This window comes from Candidatus Saccharimonadales bacterium (assembly GCA_036397795.1).
GTDB lineage: Bacteria > Patescibacteriota > Saccharimonadia > Saccharimonadales > DASWIF01 > DASWIF01.
The window spans coordinates 14,514-35,438 of record DASWIF010000038.1; the positions used below are offsets into that span (position 1 = coordinate 14,514).

A 20,925-nucleotide genomic window follows, 5' to 3' on the forward strand; every position below is an offset into this window, starting at 1 on the left:
TAATAGATGTAATTTATGAGGACGTTAGTTCGCGATTTAGCTGAAAAAGCCGATCAGACGGTGACGATTAAGGGTTGGCTGCATAAAAGCCGCAAGCTGGGCGGGCTTAATTTTATCGTGGTACGGGACCGCTCGGGCTTAGCCCAGGTACTAATCGAAGACGAATCAGAGATCGAAAAGCTTCGGGGCCTGCAAACCGGTACGGTTTTGAGTTTGACCGGCAAAGTCGTTAAGGATGAACGTGCCCCCGGCGGCGTGGAGTTGCACGAACCAGAACTGGAGATAGTTACACCGGTTAATGATGTCCCGCCGATCGAAATTGATAAGCCGATTGACCACACGCCGGAAAATTTTGACACATTATTTGAGTATCGACCGCTCAATTTGCGGAATCTGACCGAGCAAAGCATCTTTCGTATTCGGGCTTTAATAAACCAATACATCCGCGAATACTTGATTGCCAACGAGTTTGTAGAAATCCAGACTCCTAAGATTCTGGCGGGGGCCACCGAGGGTGGAGCGGAGGTCTTTACCTTCGATTACTTTGGCAAGGAGGCCACACTGGCCCAAAGCCCGCAGCTTTATAAACAAATGATGGTTGGGGTTTTTGAACGTGTCTTTGAAATCGGACCAGCGTTTCGAGCCGAGCCGAGTCTGACCGCCCGCCACCTGAGCGAAACCACGATGCTTGATATTGAGATGGGCTTTATCGAATCGCACGACGACGTGCTGAAAATGACGGAAGGATTAATCACCTTTGTAGTCGAGAGACTGTGGCAGGATAATGCAGAACTACTCGGCAAGGTCCAGGCGGCTAAGCCGGTTTTAGCTAACAGTTTTCCCCGAATTACGGTGGCGGATGTTCATCATAAATACAGCCAAGCGACGGGCGAGGATACAACTGGCGAAAAAGATCTTAAGCCGGCCGAAGAACGCTGGATCTGCGACTGGGCCAAGCAGGAACACGGTTCGGAAGCGGTGTTCGTAACCGAGTTTCCGATTGAGGCCATGAAGTTCTATCATCGCGTCAATCCGGACAATCCGCAAACTATCATGTGGGCCGACTTGCTTTTCCGGGGGCTGGAAATCGCCACCATCCCGGAGCGAGAACCGAGTCACGACAAAATGACCGACCAAATGAAAGCGGCTGGACTCGATCCCCAGCATCCCGGTTATAGGTATTATTTAATGGCTTTTAAATATGGCCTACCTCCGCATGGTGGCTTCGGCTTTGGCATTGATCGGTTCGTCGAGAAAATCGTAGGCTTAAAAAACGTCAAAGAAGCCACACTCTTCCCGCGTGATATCAATCGTTTGGCGCCGTAGATGGACCGAACGGACATCGACAGATTGCTAAAAGGGCTGGACGGTTGGCATCAAGCCGGCCAAACTATCAAAAAAACATTTAAGTTTGACGACTTTAAGTCAGCCTTAAAATTTGTTGACCAAGTGGGAGATTTGGCCGAAGCGGTAAATCACCACCCGCTGATTGAACTTAGCTGGGGACGGGTAGGGCTTTCGCTGACATCGCATGACAGCGGCGGATTGAGTCGGCGTGATTTTGATTTGGCTCAAAAAATTGATCAGCTAAACTAAGCGGCTCGCCACTGTGATAACTCGCCGGCTAAGTCATTGACGAATGCTTCAACGTCATTGGGACTGGCTGTATAAAAGGCGTCTTCTTGATCGATTAAGTGGCATTGGCCGTTGACAGAGCGGTATCGGCCATAGGAATAGTGCGGCAGATCGATTTCAATCGTACGCGACTTGTTTTCGGCCAGGACAAAGCCATACGGCGACCAGCCGGAAGCGGCATCGGCACGAATGATGGTGATGTTGACCTCTGTCAGCTGGACGAAATGCAGCCAACCTTCTTGGCTGAACAATAGCCCGATCGACTTATCGGCCGGACAAATAGCTTTTATGGACGGCAGCAGCTTTGTACTTTCTACCATCTCGATTAGTTGTCTTTTTGTACTGACCGGCTGGGCGGCCAATCTTAAAAAACTGTCAATGCTTTGAGCAGTTTGGAGACTCAGTCTAGACTCTCGGGTTTTCAGAGCTTCAGTGTTTGTTGGGAATTCGTTTGTTTTGTTTATGCCAGAAGGCATTACCTTTCGAGGCTACGACTGCGCCGGGGATTTGTCAACCCGCCTATTGTTGCCAGTCGAGCAAGCTGACCTTGGCGCCAACTTTCTTGACCACGATTTTTTGACCTTCGCGCCAGCCCAAACTCCGGATGTAGGCTACCGGCAGAGTGACGTAGTATGAATGGTTTTTTTGGCTGCCGATTTTACCGATTTTCCTGATATATTGTTTATTAATTTTGCGTCGTCCCATATCTCCTCCAAAAAACTCTACGTTGCAGAGCGACCGGCCGGCCGCGGTTATTAGTGGCGCGGCGCCATCGGCTCGTTATATAATGTCGCTAATTGCTCGACTATATTTAATTATATAGTTTTCTGGTTGATTCTTGCAAGTTCCAATTTATCGGGAGTTAAAAAGCCCGCCGAAGGAGCTCGGCCGGGCTTTTTTAGCCCACCCTAAGGTTTTTAAATCCGGCTTCTCAGCCAGTGACGCCAACCGGCGTCACGCTCGAGCCGCGGCTTACGCACCCACTCTAGAATGCCCAGAGCAACATAGCCCGCCACGGCGATTACCGCCATACCGAGTAGCGCCCGGAAGTCTAGCACGAAACGCTGGGTGAACTCGTTAGGGCCGATAAGGTCCTTGACTGGCTCCAGTAGCGGCTCGCTCATAGCGTAAAACCACTGAACCAACGAGTTTGTTGTATCGGCGTCAATCAGTCTAAATACGACTCGGACACCAAGTACAACTTCAGCTAAGCCGACGAATAGCATCGTCAAGCTGGATGCCGTACCCTTAGGATCCTGCATACCCCCTCCTTAAATTGTTAATAATCACAGTATATACCAATTTAAGCAAAATCGTTATGAAACAACATAAGCATAAGCATTTATAAATCTAAAAAGCCGCTTCGGAGCGTGCTACAATTAACTCCAGATTAAACATAAGAGGAAAACATGAAAAAGGCCGCATTTTGTCTAAGCTTGATAATGTTAGCCGGGCTGGTATTGCCAACGGCTTCGTTAGCCCAGGATAACGCCAATGAAGAGACTCGCCAGACCGTTACAGCCAAGCTCAGCGCTGACCGTAAAGAACGGATAAAGACTCGTTGTGACGCCGTCAAACAAAGACTGAACCAGCTGCACGACAACTTGCAAGGGTTTAAAGACCGCCGTGATAGTGCCGTTAACCGAACCATAGAAAAACTCGAGGCCTTTGCGGCCAGGGCTGAAGCCGCCGGATTGGACGTAACTGAACTAAGGGCAAGCATCGCGGACTTGTCGAGCTATGGCAGCGAATCAGCCACCGCTTGGGACGAACTTCTGGCCGGCTTGGACGCACTGCTTGAGATTGATTGCGGCACCGACCAGGAAGCTTTTCACCAGGCGTTGGAGGATATCAGATTAGCGTTTTTGGACGTTAAGTCCAAAGTTAGGCAACTGGTAGCCCTGTTTGGGCAAGATGGTGTCATTAAAACCAGCCTGGCCGGCATTAGGCAGCAAATCCAGGAACTAAAAAACAATAATGACACCCAGCAGGAGGGTTAGAGATGGACACGGAAAAACCAGCTGACAACAGCACGCCGGATGAAACCAAAACCGAACCAGATACCAACCAACCGATGACCGCCGCGACAGGCCAAACCGACGACGCGCCGCCAGCCGAAACTGGAGCTATGTCTGATAGCGAGGGAGATGCTCCGGTTCCACCGCCAAGCCCGGCCGAAGCCTCGCCCGATGAACTTGCGGATGATCCGGTAACCAGCCCGCCGTCGCCGACAACTGATTCCAGCCCGACGATGAAACAACCAAGCGACAAGCACAACGCACCGCTAGCCATTATCATTGCAATTTTGGTCGGGCTATTGTTGGTAGGAATCGGTTATGCTGCTTTTCGGGCTAGTAACGACGCTGAAAATGCGCCGCCGCCAGAAAATACTGATACCGGCGAGAATGCCGAGGTTAACACCGGAGAAGTGGATAATCTTGAAGCTGAAGTCGACACTCTCGATCAAGAGCTGGAAGAGCTGGAAGGTGATTTAAGCGGCGCCGACCCCAGCGACGCGAACATCGGTCTTTAGATATTTGGAGGACAAAGGTTTAAGTGTATACTTAAACCTATGGCTAAAGCGTTTGTGATCACTAGCAAAGGAGAAGAGATAGTGCTAGCAAAAAGCGATGACACTATTAGGATTGAGGGTAATTACTATTTTCCACCTGAATCCGTAAACGACGAGTACTTAACAGACAGCCAAACCCACACAACTTGTCATTGGAAAGGCGAAGCCAGCTATAAAACTGTCAGCGTTGGCAATGAGCGGTGGGCTGACGGAGCATGGTACTATTCAAACCCAACACCTTCATCCCTAGACATTGTTAAAAAAGACTACACAAATTACATTGCCTTTTGGCGGGGAGTACAAGTTTCCGAGTGAAAATAACGAAGTTGGTTCATTCTTGTTTGTTGGTCGAGATTGATGAACGGGTGATTCTTATCGATCCTGGACAGTGGTCGTGGGAGTCCGGCTTAGTTGATCTAAGCGCGCTGACACACCTTGATCTTATGGTTATAACACACGAGCACGCCGACCACTTCCATCCGGCCCTTATCCATGCGGTGGTAGAAAAATTCCCCCGGGTAAGGATAGTTGCAAATGAGGCCGTGGCTAACCGGATCAAAGCCGCTGCTATTAAGACTAAGGTATTGGCGTCGGATCCGCTGATCCAGCCGTTTACGGCGCCGCATGAAGCATTGCCGGCGGGCGAGGCGCCGCTTAATACCGGCTTTCATATCGCCGGGCGGCTGACAATCCCGGGCGACAGCCTGAGCTTTGACGAGTCAAAACCAATTCTGGCCTTACCTTACGTTGCGCCGTGGGGTTCGCTTAAGCAGGCGGTGGATTTGGCGGTTAAGGTTAAGCCTAAGTATATCGTGCCGATTCACGACGCTTTTTTGAGTGAAGCCGGGCAGGCCTGGCATTACAGCCTGCTTAAAAACATTTTGGCGGAGCATGAAATAGAAGTTTTTGAAGCGCAAAACGCCAAAATGTTTGAAATCAAGATTTAATCTACTTTTTATTGTGAATGACTCGTTGGGGAAACGGTATTTCGATCTTGTGCTGGTCAAAGGCCTTTTTCAGCCGTTGTCTCAGTTCGCCCTCGATCATCCATTGCTTGGCTGGTAAAACCTTGCCGAAAATCTTAATCACTAGGGCTGAGTCGCCGAAATCGGTTATACGGGCGAAGTACGGCGCTTCGGTAATAAATTTTGAAAAAGCTTCGTCCTTGGATAACTCCAAGCCGACGTCGTTGATAACCTGCTTGACTTTGTCGATATCCGAGTCATAAGACACGCCGATGTTCAGGTTTACTTTGGCATATTCCATTGTCATATTGGTGGCCATGTTAATACTGCCGTTGGGGATGTAGTGGACATTGCCGTCGAGGTCTCTAAGGACAGTTATCCGGGTGGTTATTTTTTGAACTTTACCGCCTATATCGTTGAGCCGGACGATATCACCGACCCGGTATTGATTTTCCAGGACGATATAGATACCGGCGATAAAGTCCTTAATCAAAGATTGGGCGCCAAAGCCAAGCGCAAAGCCGATGACGCCGGCGCCGGCCAGCAGGGGCCCGATATCCACCGACAGCTCGCTGAGCACAAACATAAACGCCAGGCCGGCAATGCCCACCCGCACGATGGTGATAGCCAGCGAGGTGATGGTCTTCTCTCGCAGGCGTTCTTCGCGTTCGCTGGCGTAATTATCGGGGTTAATCGAGCCTTTTACCAGGCGGGAAACGAACTCCGCGCTGAATCGCTCAACCACCCAGGCGATTAAAATAATAACCGCTATTTTGGTGCCGCTGGTCTGAAGCCAGTCGTAAATTGAATCCCACATGAGTTAGTCTTAGTATAACAAGTGCTTATGAGCAGACGAGCCAAAACCCCGAGATTCAAAGAATATAGACAGTTGGTCAACACGTTTGATTGGCTGGCCGGAGACCAACCAGTCTGGCCGCCGGGCAGGTTAACGTTAGAGCTCGGCTGCGGCCGGGGAGATTTTATCGTGGAGTTGGCTCGCCGCTATCCTAACCAGGGCTTTGCCGGGCTCGATATAAAATCCGACCGAATGTGGTTTGGCGCCAAGCTGGCAACCAGGCAAAAAATACGCAACTTGGTTTTTGTCCGAGCCGCCGCTGTTGATCTGGCTGATCTGCTCGGTGAAATCGAGTTAAAATGCCTATGGTTGACGTTCCCTGATCCTTACCCCAAAAAGCACCAAGCTAAACACCGGCTGACCCACCCGCTATATCTGTCGATTTATGGGCAAGTACTCAGTGCCGGCGGCTATTTGTATTTAAAAACAGACGACCGGATGTTATTTGATTGGACAGTCGAGCAAATCAATGCCGGCTCTGATTTAAAACTGAAAACTGTTAGTTACGATTTGCATGGCCAATATCCCATAGACAGCGATTTTCGGATTGCCACGGCATACGAGAATCGTTTTATGGCCGAAGGAAAAAAAATTAATTTCTTGTCGGCCGTCAGAAACTAGCAAGCCTAAGGCCGGAAATTTTTCCGAGCCCAGCCATCCAGATCGCCGGCGCTCATCAACAAGACAAGATCACCCGCCTGAAGATGAACGTCAATACGACGCTTGAGCTCTTCGTCCAGATTTACTACCGTGACGGTCGTCGGATTCTCCAGACCTTTGATAAGTTCCGCCGGGGCGATCGGCTCGCCGGCTGGGTCTTCCCGGCTTAAATAGGTTGGCAACCAATAGACCCATTTGGCGTTATTAAAACAGGTTTTATAAGCTTGGTTTTGGGCTAAGTAATGTTGACGCAGATTCTGGTGGGGCTGATAAACGACAACGACGTTTGAATTGTGATTTTTAGCCAGCTCAATAGTGGACTGGATCTCAACCGGATGATGGGCATAATCGGTATATAGCCCCGGCTTTAGCTGCTCGAACCGCCGGCCGGTGCCGGGGAAACGGTTTATGGCTTCCAGCAGAGTTTTATCGGGTATCTTAGGCAGCAGGGACTGAACCGCACGAAACGCCAAGTAGGCGTTTAGTTGGTTGTGTCCTGGCAGGTTTATCTGACCAAGATCGTCACTTGAGCTCAAGGCGTGGACGACGCCAGCCGGAACCGGCTCAATTACTTCTTTATCCTGGCTCCACATAAAAACGCAATGACACCGGCTGATAAATTCGGCAAAAGCCGAACGGTAATCGTCGATCGTTTTATAAGTGTCGGGATGGTCATAATCAATCGACGTAATAATACCTATTAACGGTTGAAAACCGAGAAAATTGCGGTCGAATTCATCGGCTTCGTATACGAAATATTGGCTACCGGCTTCGTAGTGGCCGCTATCGCCAAAACTGATTTCCGTACCGATAGAGTAACTGACAGGTTGGGATAACTGCTTCATTAGCCAAATGACCAGACCGGTAGTGGTGGTTTTGCCGTGAGTGCCGGTAATGGCGATTAACTTAAGGCGCTTGTCTTTGATCAGATAATTCAGCAGTTCATCGCGTTTGCTGATCTTAAGGCCTAGTTGGTCAGCTCGGAGTAGTTCTAAATGGTCGGGGCCGATTGCCGAACTATGGACGAACCAGTCGATATTACCGGCTTCATTAGCCTCCTGTAAAAAGCCACCGGATTGGTCTTGGCTTATCTTGCCGCCGCGTTGCTTGACCGCCTCAGTCATGGCGGTATTAGCGGTGTCAGAACCTAAAACGGCATGGCCCATATCGGCTGCTATTAGCGCCAGCGGCCCAAGGCCGACCCCGCCAATGCCGGAGAAGTAGATTTTCATCTAGTCAAAGTCTAGCATGACGACGAAGCTCAAATAGCCGTAAAACCGCCATAAAAGCGTCGAGGCCAAATTAAGCACAGGCGATATAATACGGAGTAAGACGGTATCGGATCGTTCCAATGGACTAAATGAACAAACGCAGGCTACATCACTACTGGCGGTACATAAGAGAGCTGAGAACATGGCATATCATTATATTACTGATTGCCAGCAGCTTATTATCAATTTGGGCGCTAAGGCTAAACTCACAAGAACTGGAGCCGTTTCTTAGGCGGGTAATAGCTGCCGACCAAAATAATCAAGGCATAGATAAAGCCCTAAGGGATCTGGGGAACTATATCACCAACCACATGAATACTATGGTTGACGAACCGATTCAACTGGCTTACAGCTACGATCGCGATACCCAAGCCATACTAGACCGGGCCGAGGGTAGTGCTAACGGGGACATTTATAAGAAAGCCCAGGTCGAATGCGAAGACCCCAGCGTGCTGTTGTCTGTCCGAGCGTTATGCATCCAGGATTACGTCACTAAGCACGCCAAGCCTGGTCAATCGCCACAGGCGATTAAATTTCCGGACAAGGCCCTTTACACCTATAGCTTCATCTCCCCAATGTGGTCGCCGGATATGGCCGGATTCCTCATCCTGATAACAGCCGTTTTAGCGCTGATGCTGATGGCTAGAATTATTGCCGGCTGGCTGGTTAAAAGGACGCTGGCAGCTCACCACTAAAAAACCCCGGGCTCTTTCCTTGCCAAATGTGCCCGGGGTTTTGCCTTGATGGTGCTAGCCGGCTTAGCCGCCTTGGTTGGCGTCTCCCGGTTCGTTGGTTTCACCGTTAACGAAGTCATCGATAGCCTGCGTTACTTGGCCGTCAGTCTTAAGGTTCTCCCAGAACACAACCTTGCTCTTGAGGATAAACATTTCATCCTCCGGACCGTGGAGTTCGTTACCGAGCTTGGCCAGACTTATCCGAGTCTGCTGGTCTTGGCTGGTCTCGCCCGCTTGCTGTTGGTCGGGCTGGATCTGCTGGTCGACCTGTAAATAATAAATATCCGTCAATCGGACATAATCACGATTAACGTTGCTTAAATGGCCAAAGTAAACTTGGCCGTTATCAAGAAAAACTGCCTGGAAACGATCATCCTTTACCAAAGAGGAAGTACTGAATGTCCGAAAAACATTAATGGCTAACACGGTGGTTACTGCCAGCGCCGCGACAATTAATGACACCACCAGCAATTTGCTAGCTGCTGTCGGGTTGTCCAGTGTAAACTTGCCAGCGGAATGGGCCGATCTCGGTGCCTGAGTCGAACTGGTTTGTGCGTTTTGCGCGCCTGCATCTGGCGCCGGTTGTCTGGTGAATCGCTCCACTTATCTTCTCCTTCTTATAGACTAGCTGTTAGTTTAGCGCATATGCTTTGTTTCTCGCAATAGGCATAAGAGTTTTGTTATTTTTTTTGTGTAATCTGTTGACAAATTATTCGCCTCAGAGGTATCGTAGAGGGACAAAGTACTAACCAAGGAGGTGACATGGCTTATACGCACACCAATTCAAAAGGAGTGACGTATCATCTGCACAGCAAAATGGTAACGCTACGTGGTGGGAAACAGCAACGCATCTATTTCTTCGCAAAGGACGTCCGTCCGGCGGACGCAGTAGACGAGTTGCCAGATGCATACATAGTAATTGAAAACCCGCGAAACGGTTTTTTGACGCTCAAGAAAAAATAATCGTTTCACGGTAAGAGTTAATAGACGGGCCCGATTTTCGGACCCGTTTATTTTTTGCTAGAATCATTTAATGCCCAAAAAATCAGACATTGTCGTTAAGGCCGACGGCTTGACTAAATCGTACGGTGGCAAAATCGTTGTCGATAACATTGAGCTTAGCGTCAAGCGGGGCGAAGTGTTTGGTATTCTCGGCCCGAATGGCGCCGGCAAAACGACAACGATCGAGATGATAGAAGCCATGCGGCCAATCGACTCTGGTGAAGTTTTGGTTGAGGGCATGAACGTTAAGCAACGACCTTACGATATTCGCCAAATCATTGGCGTGCAACCGCAATCCTCGGCCTTTCAAGACAAGACGAAATTAAGAGAGATTATAGAAATGTTCGCCGCCGCATATGGCGAGAAGGTCGATCCAATAGTGTTTTTAAAGCAGGTTCACTTGGAAGAAAAGGCCGACGCTTTTGCCGAAACATTGTCTGGTGGCCAGCGGCAGAGACTTAGTATCGCTACCGCTCTGGTGCACCGACCTAAAGTGTTTTTTATGGACGAACCGACCACCGGGCTCGACCCGCAGGCCCGCCGCAACCTCTGGGAATTAGTCCAGAACATAAGAGACAAAGGAGTGACTGTCATCATCACTACTCACTACATGGACGAAGCGGAGATACTGTGCGACAGGGTGGCGATTATGGACAACGGCAAGATAATTGCCCTCGATACGCCCAATGACCTCATAAAGCAACTACTAAAGAAGGGTTTTAAAAAGACTCAAGCGGTCGAGCAGGCCAATCTGGAGGATGTCTTTATAGATTTAACCGGGAAGGCTTTGCGGGAGTAGCCGATGAACAAATCGCTTTTTACAATTTGGATTTTTGCCAAACTCAACACTCGGCGGTTCTTCCGTGATCGATTGGCGATTTTCTTCGTTATCGTGTTTCCTTTGATCTTCCTGTTTGTTTTTGGCGGGCTGTTTGGTAACGAGGGTGGCGGTTCTTTTAGCGTCGGCTTGGTCAATAAATCGGAAAGCCAATTTTCTCAGGAGTTCACCGGCCGGCTGGAGGCCGATGACTTTTTTGAGGTGACCCGATTTGATAGTCGTGAAGCCGCTAGTGACCAGCTTCAGCGGGGCCAAATCGAGGCGCTCATCATATTGCCCAAGCAGTTTGGAGTTAGCCAAGCTGGAACGAATTACCCCAGCGGCCAAGCCCAGGTGTCGTATACCCAAAACAATGAACAGGCCGGGCAAACTCTGACATCTGTCCTGGCCGGAATTTTTGAGACCATAAATGTCGATTTGGTCGGCGTGGAGCGGCCCTTTACGGTTAGCTCTGAGGCTTCTAACGAACAAGGCTTGTCGCAATTCGACTATACTTTTTCCGGCTTGTTAGGATTTTCGATTATCGGGCTGGGTGTTTTTGGCCCCGTCAACGTCTTTCCGGAGCTTAAGAAACAGGGTATTTTACGGCGTTTCCACACGACGCCGCTTCGGGTTTGGCAATATTTCCTGTCGAGCGTCATATCCCAAATGGCAACGGGGTTAGTCGCGGTCGGTGTGATGTTTGCGGTAGCGTTGACAGTATTTGACTTGCGGATCTTCGGCAATGTCCTGGAACTGGCAGTGTTTATTATGCTGAGTATCGCCATGATTTATGGCATCGGTTTGGCCATCGGCGGCTGGGCGAAGAATGAGCGCCAGGCGGCACCTTTGGGCAACATCATCGTCTTCCCGATGATGTTTCTTTCCGGCACCTTCTTTCCGCGGTTTCTTATGCCGGATTGGCTACAATCGGCCTCGGCATTTTTGCCCCTGACCCCAGTAATCGACGGCATAAGGCTGATACTGACTGAAGGGCAGTCGCTAATCGACGTCTCGACCCAAATTTGGCAGATTACCGCCTGGTTGGTAGTAATATACGTAATCGCTTTTCGAGTCTTTCGGTGGGAGTAAAATGACAGCCGAACACGATCCAACAGAACTAGAACCGTTTGGCATAACTCATGAAGCTCAAAACATCCTCGACTATGAATTTGGTACCGTTGGCAGACCGTCGGGTATCTACGACCTAGCTTCCTACCAACCCCACGAAGTAGACACGAACCTGCGCCGGTTAAAGCGGGTATTTGGCGATTCTCGTAATCAACAGGTCATTGCCGGGCTGGCAGTTGGCATTATCGAGCGCAACCAAAACGGCTTACCACCCGATATATCCGGCCGGTTGAACGCCGCCAGGATTCGTAGCTTGACCGTGCTGGCGGATACGCTGGTACGGTCGGTCGGTGAAGTTAAAGCCATGGCGCTCTTAACAGCCGATAACGATACTCCCGCGTGTTTGGCCGAAACAGTCATGGATCTGCAAGCCGTAGAGACGGCGGCTGGCCGCCATGTCCTCGATACCGGCGATCTTAGCGTGCCGGAATACCAGCTAGCGATGAAACGCCGGTTCGAGACAATATTAGCTTCAGTCGAAGCCGATGCTCGCCCGGCCCATAATTGGTTTGCTAGTAGTTATTGAGCGTGTAGTCGCGAATCTGTTTCCAATTTTGCTGGAAGGCGTCATACAGCTTGTTGTCAAAAATCCGCTGCATGGCGTCGTCGCTGTAGTACAAACCGTTAACGTTAAAGTTATGCGAACCGGCAAAGACGACCTTGTGTTTTTCGCCGGCAAACCAACCGTTAATCAACAGATACTTAGAGTGGATAGTGTCCGTAATAGCGCCGTTTTGGCTTTCTTTGTTGGTAGGCAGGTGCATTACGTGGGTTTTAACGCCGTTCTCTTCCAGTATGTCCAAGGCTCGATTAGTCGGCTGAGCGTCCATGGTTATAACCTGGACGCTGCAACCTTGGGATTTTAGTTCGGCTAATTTTTCGGCCACCGTCATTCGAGTAAAGTACGAGCTGCCCACTCTGATCTGGGTGTGTTTGTTGTCGCCGTAGCTACATTCCACTCGGTTTAAATTAGTGACAATTGTATCCTGGGTGTCGAGTGTCTTCGGGAAGAAATAAGCCCGGGTGGTTCCGTCGTCGTTGCCGAGCGAAAGAAAGACTCGCTCAAAGTTTTTGGTATTGGTCCAGTCCTGTCGAAAAGCCTGATAGAGCTTCTTATCCTGCGAAGTGACCAAGGTCGAGTTAAAGCGGTAACGTTGGCCAGCCGCTACATTGGCCGAACTCAGGATCACGACATTTTTAGCGCCATTTTTTAGCTTGCTGATGGTCATATATTTGTTGTGCATCGTCTTTTTGTCATCGCCGCAGCCGCCATAACAGTGCAGCACCCGGTTTTCTCCCAGCTTGTTTTGAAGCTTGGTCAAAACAAAAGCTTCGGTATTACCGTCAGCCGCCTCGTCCGGGTCGGAAAAACGCTCGGTGCCGATAATAATTTTGACATCGATATTTCGTTTTTCGAACGCGGCTATTAATTTTTTGTGCAGATCGGACGATGCCCACTTAAACATAGACAGACGGATTGTCGCGCCGTCGGCAGCTTGTTCGGCGGCCTTAACAAACACCCGCTCATGAACGGCATAGTTTTTGCCCTTTGGCGTTGTAAAGTAAACTTCACGGACGATTTTTCCGTTTTTGTTATTAGCCGATGAGTGGGCGCCAAGGGTCACTTGGCTGAGTTTTTTGCCGCTATTAGGATGTTTGGTCTCGGTCACTAAAGTCGGATAATCATCAATCGGGCCCAGGCTGGCTTCCGGCGCGTCGCCGTTACCCTCAAAGGTCTTCTCGATCTGGGCTAACCGCTCGGCTTCGTCGGACGGAATCGCGCCATTTTGGGTAGTGTTGGCGATATTGTCCTGACGGTTTAAACCGAACTCTACGCTGGAGCTTATAATATAGCTGACGGTTATAATCAGGCCGGCGCCCAGCAGCAACAAAAGACCCATAACAAAATGAAGACCTTTGTACTCAATCAGACTTTTTCGATTTTTGTGTTGGCTCATCTTCAAGTTTTCTGCATGCATTATATCAATCCTCCTCTTTGGACCAAATTCTTTATCCGTTAGCGGTAATCATTAGGATCGTTCGCGGCCGCTAGTTTGCCCAGCGGTCTATTTTTAAGCCATAGCCAACCAAGCCTTGTGCCCCATGATCCGTAAAAAGCCGCGACCGGGGCTTTCTTTATAATGATATTATAACAAAAAAGAGTAAATGTCAAGAAATACTTGATAATTTGTTTGTTTCTTGGTATAATATACTATCATGTTACCTGAATTTCTCACCCGCAACCCCGAACAAATGAGATTTTCCTATGACAATCGGCGCGTCATTGATCGTCCTGAAAAAATTGCAGCGGAGGATCTAGAACAAAGTATCGATCGCCAGTTAAATTATTTGGAAGCGAAACTTGCAGAGGGCGTGGCTATTTTATACGGCCAACCTGTTAAAGGAGAAATAGTCCGGACAGAACAAAGCATAGGCAGGCTGATCACAAGTAATGATTTGGGGCCATATTTGTCTGGGGCTACGGAAGGGAAAAACCTTAGTTCTAAAAAGAAATTAAGAGCTCGACGAGCAGCTGAGGGCGATCTTACGGACAAGGTCGGGGGATATTACCAGCAAGTGATGACGGATTTTGAAGATCTATACACGGCCGAAATGCGCCGGCAACAAATTTTGGATAAGCGGGGCGTTGATCTGGTTGATTGGCATGGGCTAAAGCCGGTACTCGACCGGACGGCCGGAACCTTTTGTGGTTATTTGTTTGAGCAAGCCGGCGAAGGACTAAAAAGCAACCAGATACAAATAAAGTGGGACAGTGTCAAAGATAAAGAAGTGGTCGAACTATCCGAAACCGATAAACTCTTCATTGAAAAATTATTAGGCGCAGCGATCAAAAACACCGAAAACCGTAAAAAATTCTGGAAGGAACAGATGAACGGATTTCCGGGGGTGCTTGTGGCTTTGAGGCGGGGTTCACAGGCGGCGGACCCCGAACAAAGGGCGGCGGCCGATTTCGTCGACAGTGCTTACTGAGACCGGCGCAACCAGCCCATGTCTTGACGGTATAAGCTCGACATATCTCTACCGGCAGTTCTGTCGGCTGCATCCGGCCGATGTTGAGGCCAGTTCTTAGTAAAGAGTTGCGCTGAACTCATATATTTAGAGACCGCCAATTCAGCCAATACTAACGCATTTAGCTGCGCATCAGGACTGGCTTGATTCGGATCGTTTAGGTAGTCGCTAAAAACTTCATTTACCATTCTGTGGCCGGGTTTCGGCCAAGGCTGCTCTGGCGCCATATTGTTGTACCTTTTGATTAAACTAAGTTTTAGCCCTTACTTTTTAAAAAATCAAGCCATAATTGGTTAGAATGTAGACATGACGGAGTTGTTTGAGTATAAAACTTGCGCCGACGCGGTTAAAGCGGCGCGCGATTATCTGCTCGAGCAACTTAAAGCTTCAGACGGAAATATCGTGCTGCTGCTCTCAGGCGGTTCCTCGCTCAATCCGGTCAAGGAAGCTTTTAAGCTATTGGACGATGAAACCGTTGGGCGCATCCAGTTGCTGCAAGTCGACGAGCGTTATGTCGATCTTAGCTCGTCCGACTCTAATTGGCGGCAAATTAAACGAGCCTTGGGTTCTAAATTTAAACGTCTTGCCAGTTCGGCCGGGATGTTAACGCGCGGCGAGGACGCCGAAGACATCGCTATAACTTATGAAATGGAAATCAGGGAACTTTTAGCTGGCGCGGACGAGACAATCGGTGTTTATGGGGTAGGGGCGGACGGCCATATTGCTGGCATGCTACCGACCAAGCAACCGGAGGAATTTACTAGGTTCTTGGACGGGAGGCTGGTGGTGGATTACCAGGCACATGATTTTGTCCGGATTACCACCACCGGAGCGCTAGTTACCAAACTGAATGAGCTGATTGTGTTTGCCTGCGGACCGCAAAAAACAGCTGCGGTTGAAAGAATTGACCAGCGGCTACAGCCGCATGAACATCCCGCCCAAATGCTTAAAGATGCCGCTCGGGTTAAGCTCTTTATCGGGGAAGAGGGAGACTAGTAAGCGTGCAACTCGGGTTGGTTGGCTTAGGTAAAATGGGCTCGCAGATCGGCGAAGTTTTGCTTGGTAACGGCCACCAGTTAGTAGTTGATACCAGGCACCAACTGAACACTGAACCACTGGTAAGGTTGGGCGCCGATAGCTTTACCAATTACAATGAACTTGCGGCCAAACTGGCGGATAAACCAATTGTTTGGCTGATGATCCCGCATGAACATGTGCCGGCGGAAATTACTAAACTGGTTGAGGTTTTACCACCCGGAAGCCTGATAATTGATGGCGGTAACTCTAATTATAAAAGCACGATTGAACAAGCCAACCGGCTTAGGGATAAAGATATTAACCTGGTAGACGTTGGCGTCAGCGGAGGCGTGCGAGGAAAAGAACAGGGCTTTTCGTTAATGGTAGGGGGTGATACGGCCAGCGTGAAGACTATTACACCGCTGCTGGACGCCTTGGCCGGTAAACAGGGCGGCTGGCATTATTTTGGCGGCAGCGGAGCTGGCCACTTTGTAAAGATGGTGCATAACGGAGTTGAGTACGGACTGATGCAGTCGTTTGCTGAGGGGTACCAAATATTAAAATTTAGCCCATTTAATCTGGATCTGGCGGAGATAGCCTCAGTCTGGCAAAAAGGCAGTATTAATCAATCGTTTCTAAATGGTTTAATCCTCGATATGCTTAAAAATGACTCGGAATTTACAGCTGTAGAGGGCCGGGTATCGGAGTCGGGTGAAGCCCGGTGGACCTTAGAAGCAGCCGCCGAAGCCAACTTGCCGGCACCGGCGATTAAAGCTGCGCTTGATATAAGATTGAAGAGCCAGACAGGGCAGACCAGTTGGGCGACTAAGTTTTTGGCCCAGTTAAGAAACGAGTTTGGCGGCCACAACGTAAACCCCAAGCAAGACTGATGAAGCCGGCAGAACCGACCATACTGGTTGTATTTGGCATCACCGGCGACTTGTCCAACCGCATGTTGTTGCCGTCGCTTTATCATCTCGAGTTAGACGAGCTCCTACCCAAGTCATTTAAAATCGTCGGTACCTCGCGCCGCAAGGTAGAGACAAAAGACCTAAAACGAGCCGCCGCCAAGTTTATTCGGGAAAAGGATGGACAGATCGATGAGCCGGCTCTGGGCCGTTTAATCGAACGGATTTCGATGGTCAAAATGAACCTGACGGACCAGGCGGACTTTAGCCGGTTAGACGACAGGCTACGTGATCTTGAGCAGCAGCAGAGCGTGTGTATGCGCCGGATGTTCTATTTGGCGGTACCGCCCTCGGTATTTGATGAAATCATTATAAATATCGGTGAAACTGATTTAGACGAGTGCAGCCACGACCGACCGGGCATATTGATGATCGAAAAACCATTTGGTCACGACACAAAATCGGCCAAGGCCTTGGTCGATTTGCTGGGTCGCTATTTCCAGGAAAGCCAAATTTATCGGGTCGATCATTTCTTGGCCAAGGAAACCGTCCAGAATATTCTTTATTTTAGGTTTCACAACCCGATTGTAAAAGACATCTGGAACAGCCAATTTATCGATCATGTCCAAATAACCGTGGCCGAGAGCATCGGGATTGAGGGGCGAGCCGAATTCTACGAGCAAACCGGCGCGCTCAGGGATATGATTCAGAGCCATTTGTTGCAACTAGTTGCATTAACGACTATGGCCGAGCCGAAATCTCTAAACACGGCCGATATCCGCATGCAAAGGCAGGCTGCCCTAAAAGCCCTTAAACCGATTTCCGACGTAAATACCCAGGTAGTGCGAGGGCAGTATGAAGGCTACCTGGCGGAAGCGGATAATCCAGATTCTCGGATAGAAACCTATGTCGCGCTTAAAATCGAATCAAAATCAAAAAAGTGGCGGGGTATTCCAATTTACCTCCGGACAGGCAAGGCAATGGACGCTAAGTTGACGGAAATTACGCTTGTTTACGGCAGCGATAAGGAAGCGGCCCAGGATGGCCTCAACATGCTAATTATTAGGATGCACCCCAACGAAGGTATCGCGCTTAAACTATTGGCCAAAAAGCCCGGGCTCAGCTCGGCGACGGAGCAAATAATTATGGACTGGTGCTACGAAGCGCCAGAAGCGGGCAGGGTGAGGCACGATGCCTATGAGAAGCTGCTGGTTGACTCCATGCGGGATGAGCAAACGCTTTTTCCTAGTGCCGAGGAGACGATGATCAGTTGGCAGCTTATCGAGCCGGTTTTAAACAGCTGGCAAAACTCAAATCGTGTACCCGAGCCATACAAAAAACAGAGTGCCGGGCCCAAAGCGGCTAATAAAATACTAAGTAACGAGCCAATTAGCTGGGTGCCGCGCGATCTGAATATCTGCCATCCGAAACTAGAACGCCAACCTAATAAATAAGTTGGTTATTTTTAGTCTAGCCAAACAAAAATTTGGGTGTAAAATAATCGGTAGACCGCTCTTTGAGCGGTCTATTTTTTTGAATTTGGTGGAGGAAGATGGAATTGATTATCGTCAAGCCGCCAACTGGCAAAATGCCCGACCATTTGGCGTTACTATCGACCAAGACTTTAAAAAACATTTTTGGTGGGGGTGGATAGAATTGAACTATCGACCAATCGGTTATGAGCCGACTGCTCTAACCACTGAGCTACACCCCCAGCTGGCCTATTTTATCTGGGGCAAATGAGAAAAACAAACAGTCTCCTTACGGGAGGATGCTCTGATCGGCCCAATGAACCAGTGCCGTCAAGCCCAAAAAGCTAAAAAGCAGAAGCATAACCGACAGCAGATTTTCTGAATCGGTGCCGCTGATAATCGACAGTAGAATTGCCGCAAAAAAGATTGTCACCGCCGCGCCGCCGAGGATGCCGCGAAATACTTCCGTCACCTGGCGGAAGTAAGCGATTGCCAGTCCGATTGCTAAAAACGAGATAAAAAGAGCCAGTCCAAGCCGTACTATTTGCCTAAAGTCATCGTTGCCATGCGCCGCAAGGCTGCTCCGCAGCCGGGGTGTTTCAGCCCGGGGGACAAAAGTGTTGACCATGAAATAAACCAGTATTGGATACATCACGCCGATACCAAAACCTAGGATTCCGCTTATGGTTTTGTCGTTCTTGCTCATAATCCTAACCCTTTTTATCCATTTTCATTGCAGCCACAACCAAACCAATAAAGGCCAGCAGTATGATCAGTAATGAGCCAATATCTCCGAGACTGTCAAACACGCCAAAGAGGGAAACTACTAGTAGAGAGGCCCCGATGCCCATCAAGATTTTACCGGCCAACTCCTTGATATGTGCCCCGCTCGCCAATAGAATCGCTCCGACGGCAACCCGAACAGCAAAACTTAAAGCTTCGTCGCCGTCGAGAAAAATAACCTCAGGCAGCCGATAAAAACCGACCAAACCGGTAGTAATGGCTGCCAGCCCGAAGAATCCCAAAACGAATTCGCGCTCGGAAATCGATTTACGAGGTTTTTTGTTATTACCGTGAGATCCCATGAGCCAACGGATAACCCAAACCACCACGATAATAGGCAATACAAAGCTCAGCAAGAAGCCAAACACGAAAAGGAAAATTTCCATTGGAGACAGGATACAACCAAACTGACAGAAAAAGCAATAAAGCTTACGTTAGTTGGTATAATGAAGCCGCCTCAATAAAAAATAAATATGATCAACCGTTTTTTTAAGGATTTGTTTGAAGCCGACCAAGTCGTCCGCATTGCCGGGTTGTTCTTAGCGGCTACTCTGGTCTGGCAAACCGTTAAAGTTGTCCAAAAAAACTACAATCTTCAGCTCCAAGTCGACCGGTTGAAAGATGAGATCGCTATCCTTCAACTCCAAAATGAACGTTATGAGTATGACATAGAGTATTTGAAGACCAAGGAGTACCAGGAGCTTGCCGCCCGGGCTAAATTCAACAAAAAAGCCGCCGGAGAACACGTTGTGGCGTTATCAAAAAAAGAACCCATAGATCCTTTACCGGTTGAAGATCAAGCAAGACTCGAACCCAAGCCACAATATCAAGAGAACCTAGAACAATGGCTATACTTCCTGCTTAAAAAGGAGCCTAGTTAACAAGCTGTGGCAGTTACCAAAAAACAGACTTAAGACAACCCTCGTAGGGGCATTTAATAGAATGCCCCTACGGATTGGAGTGAGGTAACTCTACTTCGTTAAAAGTTATTTTACTTGGGGATAGCGTCTTCAAATCCAATATCGTAGCCAAAGAAGTAACCTGCTAGCGCGCCGATAGCTAGGCCGATCAGTAAAGCAAAGACTTGTCGTTTGCTCATACCATCAATCGTATAATTCCAAGCTGGCCAGGAAGCAGGATGAGCGTTTGGTAGCCGCAATACACTTTTGAATTGGAACGATATCAACAGGGAATTAGTCTGTTGGTCAAAGCTCCCAAGGGAAAATAAGCTACTACCTGACTCCATCGATCAACAGGAAGTTACTTTAATAGTCATCAAAACTATCTCTTAAGTACGTCTTGGAGGGCCGAATAAGCAGATTTGGGTTTCATATCTTTATCCCATAGTAAGCTGGTGCCGAGGAGCAACGGGTATCTATCTGCAACGGTTGTCGAGCCGTAGAGATCCGACACGCCCCAGGTAGTGTAAGAGCTACAGCTTGGCTCGCTGATACAAAGCGATAAAACCCCTACGTACTGCTCACTTTGGAACTTAGGATCTGTTCCTGTAACGTCAATCTCCGAAATTCTAACATCGAGCCCAAGAGCCGCTATTGATCGGATGTGTGAACGCATAATTTTGAAATCAATCTCGTCGGTTGGTTGATAAACATGAGACTCAAAGCCGACACCATCGATCGGTACACCGCGGCTCTTCAATCTCTTAACTAGTGCTAAGAAGGCGTCCCAACGTTTATCATCATGCTCTATGCCATAGTCATTGATATAAAGTTTGGCCGACGGGTCAGCCGCACGAGCCGCGCTGAAAGCTTTGTCGATGTAGGTTTCACCCATGGCTTTCTCCCAGAAATGCTGGCGGAGTCCAGGCCCCCCATTTTCGTAATCCTCATCCTTTTCTGACAACGGCTCATTGACTACATCCCATGTGTTAATCCGCCCTTTAAAGTGCTCGACAACGTTGGTAATATGCTCGGTCATTATTTTGGGTAGATCTTTTTTAGGTGCGTCTGTCATCCAAGACGGATTAGACTTGGCAAAAACCAGCGTATGGCCATGGACAGCTTGGCCATTGGCTTCGGCCATAGCAAGAATGTTATCGGCATCAGTAAAGT

26 protein-coding genes and 1 tRNA gene are annotated in these 20,925 nt (G+C 49.0%); 16 read left to right on the forward strand and 11 right to left on the reverse strand.

Going from position 1 to position 20,925, the window contains the following annotated elements; translation table 11 throughout:
- The first annotated feature begins 15 nt into the window (after nt 1-15).
- The gene (gene aspS / locus VGA08_02275) at nt 16-1,326 is read left to right on the forward strand and encodes an aspartate--tRNA(Asn) ligase (GenBank protein ID HEX9679424.1); all 1,311 of its coding nucleotides are present in this window, start codon (nt 16-18) and stop codon (nt 1,324-1,326) included.
- Complete coding sequence (locus VGA08_02280) at nt 1,327-1,596, forward strand: 4a-hydroxytetrahydrobiopterin dehydratase (GenBank protein HEX9679425.1); 270 nt, start codon at nt 1,327-1,329, stop codon at nt 1,594-1,596.
- Here the strand turns inward: VGA08_02280 and VGA08_02285 are convergent.
- From VGA08_02285 to VGA08_02295, 3 genes are all read right to left on the reverse strand, one after another.
- Nucleotides 1,593-1,955: a hypothetical protein gene (locus VGA08_02285; GenBank protein ID HEX9679426.1), complete on the reverse strand. Its 363-nt coding sequence runs from the start codon at nt 1,953-1,955 to the stop codon at nt 1,593-1,595. The genes VGA08_02280 and VGA08_02285 overlap by 4 nt on opposite strands.
- Nucleotides 1,956-2,154: 199 nt before the next feature.
- Nucleotides 2,155-2,340: a hypothetical protein gene (locus VGA08_02290; protein HEX9679427.1), complete on the reverse strand. Its 186-nt coding sequence runs from the start codon at nt 2,338-2,340 to the stop codon at nt 2,155-2,157.
- 212 nt (nt 2,341-2,552) lie between these two features.
- Nucleotides 2,553-2,897 (reverse strand): YggT family protein, encoded by a 345-nt coding sequence (locus tag VGA08_02295; protein ID HEX9679428.1) that lies wholly within the window; start codon nt 2,895-2,897, stop codon nt 2,553-2,555.
- Between the two features lie 147 nt (nt 2,898-3,044).
- On the opposite strand from VGA08_02295, the gene VGA08_02300 reads away from it, so the two are divergent.
- The 4 genes from VGA08_02300 to VGA08_02315 are packed head-to-tail and all read left to right on the forward strand — an operon-like array spanning nt 3,045 to nt 5,154.
- The gene (locus VGA08_02300) at nt 3,045-3,635 is read left to right on the forward strand and encodes a hypothetical protein (protein ID HEX9679429.1); all 591 of its coding nucleotides are present in this window, start codon (nt 3,045-3,047) and stop codon (nt 3,633-3,635) included.
- Nucleotides 3,636-3,637: 2 nt separating this feature from the next.
- Nucleotides 3,638-4,168, forward strand: coding sequence for a hypothetical protein (locus VGA08_02305; GenBank protein ID HEX9679430.1), 531 nt, complete (start codon nt 3,638-3,640; stop codon nt 4,166-4,168).
- A 39-nt stretch (nt 4,169-4,207) separates the two neighbouring features.
- Nucleotides 4,208-4,522 carry a DUF427 domain-containing protein gene (locus VGA08_02310; protein ID HEX9679431.1) on the forward strand — a complete coding sequence of 105 codons (315 nt, stop codon included), beginning with the start codon at nt 4,208-4,210 and terminating at the stop codon, nt 4,520-4,522.
- Complete coding sequence (locus tag VGA08_02315) at nt 4,519-5,154, forward strand: MBL fold metallo-hydrolase (GenBank protein HEX9679432.1); 636 nt, start codon at nt 4,519-4,521, stop codon at nt 5,152-5,154. Before VGA08_02310 ends, VGA08_02315 begins: the two co-directional genes overlap by 4 nt.
- Before the next feature lies 1 nt (nt 5,155).
- Here the strand turns inward: VGA08_02315 and VGA08_02320 are convergent, their stop codons facing one another.
- A complete protein-coding gene (locus VGA08_02320; GenBank protein HEX9679433.1) occupies nt 5,156-5,989 on the reverse strand; it encodes a mechanosensitive ion channel family protein in 834 nt (277 codons plus the stop codon).
- Between the two features lie 27 nt (nt 5,990-6,016).
- Between VGA08_02320 and trmB the strand changes: the two genes are divergently transcribed.
- Nucleotides 6,017-6,649, forward strand: coding sequence for a tRNA (guanosine(46)-N7)-methyltransferase TrmB (gene trmB / locus VGA08_02325; protein HEX9679434.1), 633 nt, complete (start codon nt 6,017-6,019; stop codon nt 6,647-6,649).
- A 5-nt stretch (nt 6,650-6,654) separates the two neighbouring features.
- Here the strand turns inward: trmB and VGA08_02330 are convergent, their stop codons facing one another.
- A complete protein-coding gene (locus tag VGA08_02330; GenBank protein HEX9679435.1) occupies nt 6,655-7,920 on the reverse strand; it encodes a Mur ligase domain-containing protein in 1,266 nt (421 codons plus the stop codon).
- Between the two features lie 128 nt (nt 7,921-8,048).
- Between VGA08_02330 and VGA08_02335 the strand changes: the two genes are divergently transcribed.
- Entirely contained in the window at nt 8,049-8,654 is a 606-nt protein-coding gene (locus VGA08_02335) for a hypothetical protein (GenBank protein ID HEX9679436.1), read from the forward strand.
- Between the two features lie 63 nt (nt 8,655-8,717).
- Here VGA08_02335 and VGA08_02340 read toward each other — a convergent pair whose 3' ends face one another.
- Nucleotides 8,718-9,296 (reverse strand): hypothetical protein, encoded by a 579-nt coding sequence (locus tag VGA08_02340; GenBank protein ID HEX9679437.1) that lies wholly within the window; start codon nt 9,294-9,296, stop codon nt 8,718-8,720.
- 430 nt (nt 9,297-9,726) lie between these two features.
- On the opposite strand from VGA08_02340, the gene VGA08_02345 reads away from it, so the two are divergent.
- The 3 genes from VGA08_02345 to VGA08_02355 are packed head-to-tail and all read left to right on the forward strand — an operon-like array spanning nt 9,727 to nt 12,169.
- The gene (locus VGA08_02345; protein ID HEX9679438.1) at nt 9,727-10,494 is read left to right on the forward strand and encodes an ABC transporter ATP-binding protein; all 768 of its coding nucleotides are present in this window, start codon (nt 9,727-9,729) and stop codon (nt 10,492-10,494) included.
- A 3-nt stretch (nt 10,495-10,497) separates the two neighbouring features.
- Entirely contained in the window at nt 10,498-11,604 is a 1,107-nt protein-coding gene (locus tag VGA08_02350) for an ABC transporter permease (GenBank protein HEX9679439.1), read from the forward strand.
- A gap of 1 nt (nt 11,605) precedes the next feature.
- Complete coding sequence (locus VGA08_02355) at nt 11,606-12,169, forward strand: hypothetical protein (protein HEX9679440.1); 564 nt, start codon at nt 11,606-11,608, stop codon at nt 12,167-12,169.
- On the opposite strand, the gene VGA08_02360 is transcribed toward VGA08_02355, so the two are convergent.
- Nucleotides 12,156-13,601 (reverse strand): phospholipase D-like domain-containing protein, encoded by a 1,446-nt coding sequence (locus VGA08_02360; GenBank protein ID HEX9679441.1) that lies wholly within the window; start codon nt 13,599-13,601, stop codon nt 12,156-12,158. The genes VGA08_02355 and VGA08_02360 overlap by 14 nt on opposite strands.
- A 259-nt stretch (nt 13,602-13,860) precedes the next feature.
- Here VGA08_02360 and VGA08_02365 point away from each other — a divergent pair, with 259 nt between their 5' ends.
- From VGA08_02365 to zwf, 4 genes are all read left to right on the forward strand, one after another.
- Nucleotides 13,861-14,634: a hypothetical protein gene (locus tag VGA08_02365; GenBank protein ID HEX9679442.1), complete on the forward strand. Its 774-nt coding sequence runs from the start codon at nt 13,861-13,863 to the stop codon at nt 14,632-14,634.
- 345 nt (nt 14,635-14,979) lie between these two features.
- The gene (locus tag VGA08_02370; protein HEX9679443.1) at nt 14,980-15,669 is read left to right on the forward strand and encodes a 6-phosphogluconolactonase; all 690 of its coding nucleotides are present in this window, start codon (nt 14,980-14,982) and stop codon (nt 15,667-15,669) included.
- Between the two features lie 5 nt (nt 15,670-15,674).
- Nucleotides 15,675-16,580, forward strand: coding sequence for a decarboxylating 6-phosphogluconate dehydrogenase (gene gnd, locus VGA08_02375; GenBank protein ID HEX9679444.1), 906 nt, complete (start codon nt 15,675-15,677; stop codon nt 16,578-16,580).
- The gene (gene zwf / locus VGA08_02380; GenBank protein HEX9679445.1) at nt 16,580-18,052 is read left to right on the forward strand and encodes a glucose-6-phosphate dehydrogenase; all 1,473 of its coding nucleotides are present in this window, start codon (nt 16,580-16,582) and stop codon (nt 18,050-18,052) included. The genes gnd and zwf overlap by 1 nt, the downstream gene beginning before the upstream one ends.
- A 184-nt stretch (nt 18,053-18,236) precedes the next feature.
- On the opposite strand, the gene VGA08_02385 is transcribed toward zwf, so the two are convergent.
- The 3 genes from VGA08_02385 to VGA08_02395 form a co-directional block, all read right to left on the reverse strand.
- A tRNA-Ile gene (locus VGA08_02385) sits at nt 18,237-18,312 on the reverse strand.
- 47 nt (nt 18,313-18,359) lie between these two features.
- Nucleotides 18,360-18,776, reverse strand: a complete 417-nt coding sequence (locus tag VGA08_02390) for a hypothetical protein (GenBank protein ID HEX9679446.1) — start codon at nt 18,774-18,776, stop codon at nt 18,360-18,362.
- A 4-nt stretch (nt 18,777-18,780) separates the two neighbouring features.
- The gene (locus tag VGA08_02395) at nt 18,781-19,239 is read right to left on the reverse strand and encodes a hypothetical protein (protein ID HEX9679447.1); all 459 of its coding nucleotides are present in this window, start codon (nt 19,237-19,239) and stop codon (nt 18,781-18,783) included.
- Between the two features lie 87 nt (nt 19,240-19,326).
- Here VGA08_02395 and VGA08_02400 point away from each other — a divergent pair, with 87 nt between their 5' ends.
- Nucleotides 19,327-19,734 carry a hypothetical protein gene (locus tag VGA08_02400; protein ID HEX9679448.1) on the forward strand — a complete coding sequence of 136 codons (408 nt, stop codon included), beginning with the start codon at nt 19,327-19,329 and terminating at the stop codon, nt 19,732-19,734.
- Nucleotides 19,735-20,134: 400 nt separating this feature from the next.
- Here VGA08_02400 and VGA08_02405 read toward each other — a convergent pair.
- Nucleotides 20,135-20,925 (reverse strand): endo-1,4-beta-xylanase (locus VGA08_02405; protein HEX9679449.1); only part of this gene is annotated, 791 nt, incomplete at its 5' end.